This window comes from Ectothiorhodospiraceae bacterium 2226, from assembly GCA_013348725.1.
GTDB lineage: Bacteria > Pseudomonadota > Gammaproteobacteria.
The window spans coordinates 2,028,553-2,037,500 of record CP054689.1 but is presented as its reverse complement, the minus strand read 5'-3'; the positions used below and the strand labels follow the sequence as shown (position 1 = coordinate 2,037,500).

General features: G+C 68.0%; 12 protein-coding genes (1 of these 12 running past the window's edge). 4 read left to right on the top strand and 8 right to left on the bottom strand.

Features of this window, described 5'->3' with window-relative positions:
• Window positions 1-886: the 3' portion of a peptidoglycan DD-metalloendopeptidase family protein gene (locus HUS23_09795; GenBank protein QKT04090.1), read on the top strand. 521 nt of this gene lie to the left of the window's left edge; the window shows 886 of its 1,407 coding nt (coding positions 522-1,407); the start codon falls outside the window, past its left edge; its stop codon occupies window positions 884-886.
• Entirely contained in the window at window positions 813-2,000 is a 1,188-nt protein-coding gene (locus tag HUS23_09790) for an anhydro-N-acetylmuramic acid kinase (protein ID QKT04089.1), read from the top strand. Before HUS23_09795 ends, HUS23_09790 begins: the two co-directional genes overlap by 74 nt.
• A gap of 24 nt (window positions 2,001-2,024) precedes the next feature.
• Here HUS23_09790 and HUS23_09785 read toward each other — a convergent pair whose 3' ends face one another.
• The 5 genes from HUS23_09785 to HUS23_09765 form a co-directional block, all read right to left on the bottom strand.
• A complete protein-coding gene (locus HUS23_09785; protein ID QKT04088.1) occupies window positions 2,025-3,176 on the bottom strand; it encodes a citrate synthase in 1,152 nt (383 codons plus the stop codon).
• Between the two features lie 120 nt (window positions 3,177-3,296).
• Window positions 3,297-3,647 (bottom strand): iron-sulfur cluster insertion protein ErpA, encoded by a 351-nt coding sequence (gene erpA, locus HUS23_09780; protein ID QKT04087.1) that lies wholly within the window; start codon window positions 3,645-3,647, stop codon window positions 3,297-3,299.
• A 102-nt stretch (window positions 3,648-3,749) separates the two neighbouring features.
• Complete coding sequence (locus tag HUS23_09775) at window positions 3,750-4,175, bottom strand: polymer-forming cytoskeletal protein (protein QKT04086.1); 426 nt, start codon at window positions 4,173-4,175, stop codon at window positions 3,750-3,752.
• Window positions 4,135-4,932, bottom strand: a complete 798-nt coding sequence (locus tag HUS23_09770) for a hypothetical protein (protein ID QKT04085.1) — start codon at window positions 4,930-4,932, stop codon at window positions 4,135-4,137. The genes HUS23_09775 and HUS23_09770 overlap by 41 nt, the downstream gene beginning before the upstream one ends.
• The gene (locus HUS23_09765) at window positions 4,933-5,970 is read right to left on the bottom strand and encodes an N-acetyl-gamma-glutamyl-phosphate reductase (GenBank protein ID QKT04084.1); all 1,038 of its coding nucleotides are present in this window, start codon (window positions 5,968-5,970) and stop codon (window positions 4,933-4,935) included.
• Window positions 5,971-6,117: 147 nt separating this feature from the next.
• Here HUS23_09765 and HUS23_09760 point away from each other — a divergent pair, with 147 nt between their 5' ends.
• Both HUS23_09760 and hemJ read left to right on the top strand, forming a co-directional pair.
• Window positions 6,118-6,648, top strand: coding sequence for a TlpA family protein disulfide reductase (locus tag HUS23_09760; protein QKT04083.1), 531 nt, complete (start codon window positions 6,118-6,120; stop codon window positions 6,646-6,648).
• Window position 6,649: 1 nt separating this feature from the next.
• Window positions 6,650-7,075 (top strand): protoporphyrinogen oxidase HemJ, encoded by a 426-nt coding sequence (gene hemJ, locus HUS23_09755; protein QKT04082.1) that lies wholly within the window; start codon window positions 6,650-6,652, stop codon window positions 7,073-7,075.
• A 31-nt stretch (window positions 7,076-7,106) separates the two neighbouring features.
• Here the strand turns inward: hemJ and HUS23_09750 are convergent, their stop codons facing one another.
• Genes HUS23_09750 through HUS23_09740 form a run of 3 tightly spaced genes read right to left on the bottom strand, consistent with a single transcriptional unit; the run spans window position 7,107 to window position 8,859 of the window.
• A complete protein-coding gene (locus HUS23_09750; protein ID QKT04081.1) occupies window positions 7,107-7,796 on the bottom strand; it encodes an energy transducer TonB in 690 nt (229 codons plus the stop codon).
• A gap of 3 nt (window positions 7,797-7,799) precedes the next feature.
• The gene (locus HUS23_09745; protein ID QKT04080.1) at window positions 7,800-8,201 is read right to left on the bottom strand and encodes a biopolymer transporter ExbD; all 402 of its coding nucleotides are present in this window, start codon (window positions 8,199-8,201) and stop codon (window positions 7,800-7,802) included.
• Window positions 8,191-8,859, bottom strand: a complete 669-nt coding sequence (locus tag HUS23_09740; GenBank protein ID QKT04079.1) for a MotA/TolQ/ExbB proton channel family protein — start codon at window positions 8,857-8,859, stop codon at window positions 8,191-8,193. The genes HUS23_09745 and HUS23_09740 overlap by 11 nt, the downstream gene beginning before the upstream one ends.
• Window positions 8,860-8,948 lie beyond the last annotated feature (89 nt).

Below are 8,948 nucleotides of genomic sequence, written 5' to 3'. Positions count from 1 at the left end.
GACTCGCGGCCGGGACGGACTCGAGGTACGCGCCATCGATCAGCCGGTAGAGGTGCGCACGCGCCACGCCTGGGGCACCATCGGCACCTCTTTTTATGCAGCCGCCAAAGACGCCGGGCTGTCCGACAACGTCATCATGGGGATGGCCGACATCTTCGGCTGGGACATCGATTTCGCCATGGACCTGCGCGCGGGCGACGCCTTCAGCCTGATCTACGAGGAGCAGTACCTCGATGGGGACAAGATCGGCGACGGCGCCATCCTGGCCGCGGAGTTCCACAACCGCGGCCGCGCGGTACAGGCGGTGCGCTTCGTCGATCCGGACGGCAATGTGAGCTATTACACGCCGGAAGGGCTCTCCATGCGCAAGGCGTTCCTGCGCACGCCGGTGGACTTCCGCCGCATCAGTTCGCGCTTCCAGCCCGCGCGCCACCACCCCATCCTCGGTCAACGCCGCCCGCACCGGGGGGTCGATTATGCCGCCCCCACCGGCACGCCGATCAAGGCGTCGGGCGACGGACGCATCACCTATCGCGGCAACCGGGGCGGCTACGGACTGACCATCATCATCGACCACGGGCGCGGCTACGAGACCTTGTACGCGCACATGTCGAGCTTTCGCCGGGGGCTGCAGACCGGCAGCCGCGTGCGGCAGGGGCAGGTCATCGGCTATGTCGGCATGTCGGGCATGGCCACGGGGCCGCACCTGCACTATGAGTTCCGCGTGAACGGGACCCACCGGGACCCCCTCACGGTCCGCTTGCCCAACGCCGAGCCGATTCGGGCGGAACTGAAGCCGTCCTTCCAGGCGCATGCCGCCACGGCCATCGCGCAACTCGACTTGTTCAACCGCGCCGTCGCGGCGGCCCAAGACGCCGAGATGTAAGCGCGTGGCGCGCGACGCCGAGTTGTACATCGGACTGATGTCCGGCACCAGCCTGGACGCGGTGGACGCGGCGCTGGTGGACTTTCGCGGCGCAAGCGCGGCCTTGATCGCCACGCATCGCGTGCCGCTGGACGATCTGCGCCCTGACCTGAAGGCATTGATGGTCCCGGGGCCCGACGAGCTGGCGCGCTGCGCCGCGGCGGACGTCGCCCTGGCCGAGCGATTTGCCGAGGCCTGTCTGGGCCTGCTGGCCGCGGCAAACGTGGCGGCGGCTTCGGTGCGCGCCATCGGCAGCCATGGCCAAACCCTGCGCCACTGTCCGCAGGAACGCTACACCCTGCAGATCGGCGACCCCAACGTACTGTGTCACCGCACCGGCATCCCGGTGGTGGCCGACCTGCGCCGGCGTGATGTGGCCGCCGGCGGTCAGGGCGCCCCGCTCGTACCCGCATTTCACGCCGCGCTGTGGCGCGCCACGGGGCGAGCCCGCACCGTGGTCAACATCGGCGGCATGGCCAACGTCACGCTGCTGCCCGCCGATCCCGACGCCGCCGTGCTCGGCTTCGACACGGGCCCAGGCAACGTGTTGCTCGACGCCTGGGCGCAGCGCAGCTGGCAGCAGCCGTACGATCCGCACGGGCGCTATGCAGCTGGCGGGCAAGTGCAGACGCCACTCCTCGACGCCCTGCTGGCCCACCCCTATTTCGCCGCCCCGCCGCCCAAGAGCACCGGACGCGAGACCTTTGACGAGGCTTGGCTGACGGAGGTACTCGACGGGCGGGAAGCCTTGGCGCCCGAGGATGTGCAGGCGACCATCACCGAACTGACAGCGCGCACCATCGCACGCGCCATCGAGACGCACGCACCGGAGACGCAAGAGGTGTTCGTGTGCGGGGGCGGCGCCGCGAACGACACCCTGATGGGCAGCCTGGCACGGCAACTTGCGCCGCGCTCGGTAGCGTCCACGGCCACGGTGGGGCTGCACCCTCAGTGGGTCGAGGCCGTGGCCTTTGCGTGGCTGGCGCGCGAACGCCTGGCACGACGGCCGGGAAACCTGCCGAGCGTCACCGGCGCGGCACAGCCCGTCGTGCTTGGGGGGGTGTACTGGCCCTGAGGCCGCGTTCGAGCGGCCGTCCGATCAGGGTCGCTGGTCGAGCGGTATGTAATCGCGGTGGGGCTCGCCCGTGTACACCTGGGTGGGGCGGAAGATGCGGTTGTCATCGAGCTGCTCGCGCCAATGCGCCAACCAACCGGCGCAACGGGCGACCGCGAACAAGGAGGTGAACTGGTCGCTCGAGATACCCATCTCCGTGTAGAGAATCCCTGAGTAGTAGTCGACGTTCGGATACACACCCTTGGCCGCCAGCCTTTCCTCGGCCTCCTGCTCTAGGCGCTGCGCGATCTCGAACAGCGGATTCACCTTCCCCCCGCGGTGGGCGATGAGCTTCTCCATTAGCCCCTGGAGGATGGTCGCGCGCGGATCCTTGACCTTGTATTCCCGGTGCCCGAAGCCCCAAATCTTGCGCTTGGCGGCCAGTTGCTCGTCCAGCCAGCGGGGAACCGCGTCCGGCGCACCGATCTCCTGCAGCATCTCGACCACGCGTTCGTTGGCGCCGCCGTGCAGCGGCCCGGAGAGGGTCGCGATAGCCGCCGCGATCACGCTGTACGGGCTCGCCAGGGTGGAGCCGGCCACCAGGGCGGCGAAGGTGGAGGCGTTGATGGTGTGCTCGGCGTGCAGGATCAGACAGACGTCGAGGACGCGCGCCAGAAAGGGATCCGGCTCCCGACCGTCGAGCATGTACAAAAAGTTCTCGGCATACGACAGATCGGCGCGCGGTTCGATGGGGTCGTAACCGTTGCGCAGATGCTCCCACATGGCGACGATCACCGGCATGCGCGCGATGATCTTGACCGTCATGTCGTGCACGTAGTCGAGATCCCCGCCGCTGGTGAGGCGTTCGCTGCCGGGATAGAACATGCCGAGACTCGCCACCGCCGTCTGCAGCATCTCCATGGGGTGCCCCGACGGCGGTAGCGCCTTCATCATCGACCGGATGTTGTACTTCACCCGACGGTTCTTGCGCAGTTCCTGGTCGAACAGACGCAGTTCCGCGCCGCTCGGCAGTTGGCCGTCCAGCAGCAGCAGCGCGACTTCCTCGAAGCTGCTGTACTGGGTGAGTTGTTCGATCGGATAGCCGCGATAAGCGAGGACACCCGCATCTCCGTCGATGAAGGAGATGTTGGACTTGGTGGCCGGGACGCCCTCCAGCCCGGGCAGGTACTCGCTCATGTCGGGTCTCTCCAAGTGACTGCTCGGCGCGGGAGGCGCGTCGCCGCCTCGCGGGAGCAGAACGGAATGCCGGCGCTCGAGGCGCCGGCAGAGGTTATTCTTCGGGAGGATTATACGTCGTCAGACGGAGAAGGAGGAACCGCAACCGCAAGTGGTCTGGGCATTGGGGTTGCGGATCACGAACTGCGCCCCCTCCAGCCCCTCGCTGTAGTCGATCTCCGCGCCGACGAGGTACTGATAGCTCATCGGGTCGATCAACAGCACCACGCCGTTCTTCTCGACGCGCGTGTCACCGTCGTTGACGGTCTCGTCGAAGGTGAAGCCGTACTGGAACCCGGAGCAGCCGCCACCGGTCACGAACACGCGCAGCATCAGCTCCGGATTGCCCTCCTCGGCGATCAAATCCTTCACCTTGGTCGCCGCGCTGTCCGTAAAGTTGAGCGGACTCGGCATCTCGGTCGCAGTGCTCATTCGGTCGTTCTCCCTGTGTAGGCGTGTCGGCCAACCGCCAGCGGGCTGGCCGGCGGGCTGAGCCATAATGGCCCGAAATTATCCCTTACCCGAGCGAAATGGTCAAGAATTCTCCTCGGCCGCCTCCAGCACCCGGGTCGCGGTCAGACGCGCCGGCTCGCGCGCCTCGTCGCGCTCGCCCCGGTGCACCAGGCTCCCGTTCACCTCGGCGCCCATGGCCATTTCAATCACCCGGTAGTATAGGTTGCCGGCGATCCGGGAGCGGGTGGCCAGTTCTACATGCCCGGCGTGCACATCGCCCTCGATGCGCCCGTTCAGCACCACGCTCGGCACCCGCACCTCGCCGATGATCACCCCGCCCTCGCTGAGGGTCAGGGTGGCATTATCGCCGTCGGCGGTGACGTTACCGTGGATCGTGCCGTCGACGTGCAGACCGCCGGAGAACACCACATCGCCCTCCAGACGCGTGTCAGGCCCGATTAGGGTGTCAATGGTGCCCGTGGAAGGTCTCTTGCTCTTTGCCCACATGTTCGGGATCCTCCTCGGAGGGCCAGTCGAAGGTTCTGACGAGCGGCTCGCTGCCCCGGCGCCTGGGCTTGACCTGCACCTCGGCACGCAGCGGCAAGAACCCGGCCGGCAGCAGCAACTCGCCATCGAGATTCTGAAAGTATCGGAAGCGATAGGGTACTTCCTTGACCCCCTTCTCGGAAAGCGCGCCGAGCGCCAGCACACGCGGTTCATCGTCCTGCAGCCCGTGCACCTGAAGGCTGACATTGCCTTCGGCAACGGCCGAATCGTTCTGCAACACCTGGGTGAGGATCACCCGATAACGCCACAGCCGCTCGTTGGGGGTCGGCTCGAGGCGCAGCGCCTTTAGGCGTAGGCCGCGCTCGCCTTCGGTCGGCGACACGATGCCGCGGTAGAAGGCCAGTTCCTCGCGCAACTCGAGCACCTCGGCCTGCAGGTCACGCATCATGCGCGCCACCTCTTGCTGGGCCTCGCGCTCGATCTCGCCACTGCGCACCAACACGGTCTTCTCCTCGCGCAGCGCGGCGTGCGCGCGCTGCGCCGCATCATAGCGTTTGACGAGTTGGGCATAGTCGTGGGCCAAGGTGCCCGCCTGCGAGATTCCCTTCTCGCGGCCCGCTTCATACGAGGCCCAAGCCGCCACCAGCGCCACCGCGATCAAGGCGCCGAACGCCGCGGGCAGCAGCCACGGTGCCCGCACGCACACCACGCGGGCGCGCGGCGCCGGGGGCGGTGGCTTCGAGCCGCGGCGCAACATCTAGGGCAAGGTCCCGATGGCGTCGAGCCCGACCGTCTCGTCGCGCCCGAACATCAGATTCATGTTCTGTACCGCCTGGCCCGCTGCGCCCTTGACCAGGTTGTCGATCACCGACAGCACCACCACCGTACGCGCACCGCGCGGGCGATGCACCGCGAGGCGGCACAGGTTGCTGCCGCGCACGCTGCGCGTCTCGGGATGGGATCCGGCGGGCATCACATCGACGCACGCTTCTGCCGCGTAACGCGCCTCGAAGACCCGCTGCAGATCCGCCTGCGAGGCGTCCTCACGCAGACGCGCATACAGCGTCGCCTCGATGCCGCGCACCATCGGTGTCAGGTGCGGCACGAAGGTGAGATCCACGGCGTCGCCCGCCGCCGCGCGCAGGCCTTGCATGATCTCCGGCCAGTGCCGGTGACCGCCGACGCTGTAGGCCTTGAAGTTCTCGCTGGCCTCGCAGAGCAGCGTGCCCACCGCCGGTTTGCGCCCCGCGCCGCTCACGCCCGACTTGCAGTCGGCGATCAGGCTATCGGGCTCGACCAGACCGGCCTCGAGCAAGGGCAGCAGGCCAAGCTGCACGGCGGTGGGGTAGCAGCCCGGATTGGCCACCAGGCGTGCGCCACGTATCGCCTCGCGATTGACCTCGGGGAGGCCATAGACGGCCTCCGCCACCAGCTCGGGCGACGCATGCGTCATGCCGTACCACTGCTCCCACTCGGCGATGTCCTTGATGCGGAAATCGGCGGCCAGATCGATCACGCGCACCCCGGCCTCCAGCAACGCGGATACACCCTGCATGGCGATGCCGTTGGGCGTGGCATAGAACACCACGTCGCACGTCTCGAGCGCCGCCTCGTCGGGGGCGGTGAAGGCGAGGTCGACATGGCCACGCAGGTTGGGGAACATGTCAGCCACGGCGGTGCCCGCCTCGGAGCGTGAGGTGATGGCCGCGAGCTCCACCTCGGGGTGAGCGGCGAGCAGGCGCAACAACTCGACGCCCGTGTAGCCCGTACCGCCGACGATGCCTGCCTTGATCATGCGTGCGTCCCGACCTGTCGTATCCGATATAATGCCGACCCATGATAAGAGTTGGCGCCGGCGAGCGAAAGCACGGCGAGGCTCATTCGTGAACTCAGCCCATCGTCACGGGTCCAATGGCGCGAGCCGACTACCAACAATGACACCATGAAAACCAAGGACCTCCTCATCGGGCTGTTCGCCCTGGTACTGCTGGGCACATTGGGCGCCATCTGGTTCATGCCCGACGGGCTGAAAGATGCCCCGGCGGTAACCCTCAAGACCCTCGACGGGCGCGAATTGCAGACGGCCGCGCATGACGGGCCCATGATCGTAACCTTCTGGGCCACTACCTGCCCCGGTTGCATCAAGGAGATCCCGCACCTCATCGACCTGTATCAAGAGTTCCAGCCACACGGGCTGGAGGTGGTGGGGGTTGCCATGCACTACGACCCGCCCGACCGCGTGGTCGAACTGGTGGGCCAGTGGGAGCTCCCCTACGCCATTTCGCTGGACGTGACCGGCGAGGTCGCCCGCGCCTTCGGTGACGTGAAGCTCACGCCCACCACCTTCCTGATCAACCCCAACGGGCGCATCGTGCACCAGCGCATCGGCGAGTTCGACACCGACCACGTGCGGGCGCTGATCGCGAGCATGATCCCCGGCGGCGCGCAGCAGGCCGCCTTGAGCGGCCGCTGACGTGCTCTGGGTCAAGGCCCTGCACGTGGTCGCCATGGTGACCTGGTTCGCGGGCCTGTTCTATCTCCCCCGCCTGTACGTCTATCACGCGCAGGCCGACGACCGCGTCGGCGTCGAGCGCTTTAAGGTCATGGAGCGCAAGCTCTATTACGGCATCGCCACGCCCAGCGCGGTCGTCACCGTGGCGCTGGGGGTATGGCTGCTGATCGATTATGCCTGGGCGGCCTACGCGCACATGGGCTGGCTGCACGCCAAGCTCGCGCTGGTAGCGGTGCTGATCGCCTACCATGTCTGGTGCGGCGTGCTGCTGCGCGACTTTCGCCAGGATCGCAACCGCCGCAGCCACGTGTGGTACCGCTGGTTCAACGAGTTTCCGGTGCTGATCCTGGTGGCGGTGGTGCTCCTGGCGGTGGTGAAACCGTTCTGAGGTCGCCGCGCCGGCGGCGCCGCCCTCCCCCTCAACGCAGACTGAACCGTACGGGCACGCGAAACTCATAGTTCGCCCCCGGCAACTCCGACGGCATGGCGGGGAGGCCGGCGCGCTGAACCATGTCCCGCACCGCCTGATCGAGCTGCACGTGACCGCTGCTCTGCTCAACGCGGTACTCCAGCACCCGCCCCTCACGATCGATGCGCACGAACAGTAGCGCCTCACCCTCCAGACGGCGACGCCGCGCCATGACCGGATAGGCCTTCTCGCGCTCCAGGGCGGCGGCCAGCGCCTCCTCGTAGCTGGCGACGTGCGCCGGGTCGGGCGCGGCAGGCTCAGGAGCCACCTCGGCCTGCGGCTCGGCGCGCGCGCGGGGCGGCTCTGGTTTCGGTTCAGGTTTCGGTTCAGGTTTCGGTTCAGGTTTTGGTTTTGGCTCCGGCTCCGGCTCCGGCTCCGGCTCCGGCTGCGGCTCGGGCTCGGGCTCGGGTTCGGGTTCGGGTTCGGGTTCGGGTTCGGGGTCCGCTTCGGGTCGCGGCTCGGGGACCGGTTCGATCGCGGGCTCGATCACAGGTTCGGCCAGCTCGAACCGCATCACCGTCATCGGCGGCAGGGTCTCGACCGTCTCTTGCTCGCGCGGCAGGACCGCCATCAGAACCAGGGCATGCAGCGTCAGCGCGAACAGCAGGGCCGTCCAGGCGGCCGGCGACAGCGCTGCCATGCCTCAGCGGGCACGCACGGTGGCGACACCGAGCCGGCGGGCGCCGCCCGCGCGCAGGCGGTCCATGACGTCCATGATGCCCTGTACCGAGAGGCGCGCATCGGCCTGCAGCATCACCGCAAGCTCAGGGTCCTCGGCTACACGGGCACGCACCAGGGCCTCCAACGCCTGGAGGCTCAGCACCTCGCCATCCACATGGGGCTCACCGGCTTCGGTCACCGCCACGTGCAGGGGCTGGCGCTCCACCGGCGCAGCCGTGGTGGCGCTCGGCAGGCGCAGTTCCACCGCTTCCTGCACCATGAAGGTGCTGGTGAGCAGAAAGAACACCAACAGCAGGAACACGACGTCGATCAGCGGCGCCATGTCGAGGTGGGTGCGGATCCGCCGCCGGCCTTCAAACTGCATAGTCTTCCTGCGCCTGCGGTTCGACCTCCTGGGCCGCGGGCTGACGCCCGTGGTAAATGAGCACCCGCACCACGTTGTCCTTCATCGCCGCGCGCACGCGATCCACCGCGCCTTCCAGGAAGTAGAACGCGGCCATGGCGGGAATGGCGATGGTGAGCCCGAACGCGGTGGTCAGCAGGGCCTCCCAGATGCCGCCCGCGAGCAGCGAGGGGTCGACGCGCGGGCCCGCGCCCTCCACTTGCATGAAGGCGCGGATCATGCCGAACACCGTGCCGAGCAGACCGAGCAGCGGGCTCAGGTGCGCGATGGCCGACAGCGCACGCAATCCGCCTTCGAGCTCGCGCACCTGGGCGGTGCCCACGCGGGCGATCTCGGCCTCCACCTGGGCGTTGCTCAGGCGCCGGTCGGCCGCGCAGCGCAGGGCGGCCGCAGTGGTCACGGCGAGCGGACCGCGGCCCGCGGCCAGCCGCGCGTGCGCCGCCTCGGCCTCGCCGTGCGCCAACTGATCGAGCGCGGCGCGCGTGGAACCGCCGTGCCAGACACCGCGCGCCGCGTACTGAGCGAGTTTATAAAGCACGATCGCGGTGGCCAGGACCGACAGGGCGAGCAGCACCAGCATGACGGGGCCGCCCAGCTGCAACAGTTCATAGAGTCGCACGCGCTTATCCTCCGCCCCCTCGCGGGGGCTATTGAGCAAACGCCCCAGCGGAGCGTCTGAAAACCAACAGGACCGCAAGCCCCGGGGCA

Coding starts and splice junctions, on each gene's coding strand:
- HUS23_09785 (QKT04088.1), bottom strand. CDS start 3,176: ATGAGCGAGTACCTGCCCGGGCTGGAGGGCGTCCCGGCCACCAAGTCC.
- HUS23_09770 (QKT04085.1), bottom strand. CDS start 4,932: ATGTTGCGCCGCGGCTCGAAGCCACCGCCCCCGGCGCCGCGCGCCCGC.
- HUS23_09790 (QKT04089.1), top strand. CDS start 813: ATGCCGCCACGGCCATCGCGCAACTCGACTTGTTCAACCGCGCCGTCG.
- HUS23_09760 (QKT04083.1), top strand. CDS start 6,118: ATGAAAACCAAGGACCTCCTCATCGGGCTGTTCGCCCTGGTACTGCTG.
- HUS23_09775 (QKT04086.1), bottom strand. CDS start 4,175: ATGTGGGCAAAGAGCAAGAGACCTTCCACGGGCACCATTGACACCCTA.
- HUS23_09765 (QKT04084.1), bottom strand. CDS start 5,970: ATGATCAAGGCAGGCATCGTCGGCGGTACGGGCTACACGGGCGTCGAG.
- erpA (QKT04087.1), bottom strand. CDS start 3,647: ATGAGCACTGCGACCGAGATGCCGAGTCCGCTCAACTTTACGGACAGC.
- HUS23_09745 (QKT04080.1), bottom strand. CDS start 8,201: ATGCAGTTTGAAGGCCGGCGGCGGATCCGCACCCACCTCGACATGGCG.
- HUS23_09750 (QKT04081.1), bottom strand. CDS start 7,796: ATGGCAGCGCTGTCGCCGGCCGCCTGGACGGCCCTGCTGTTCGCGCTG.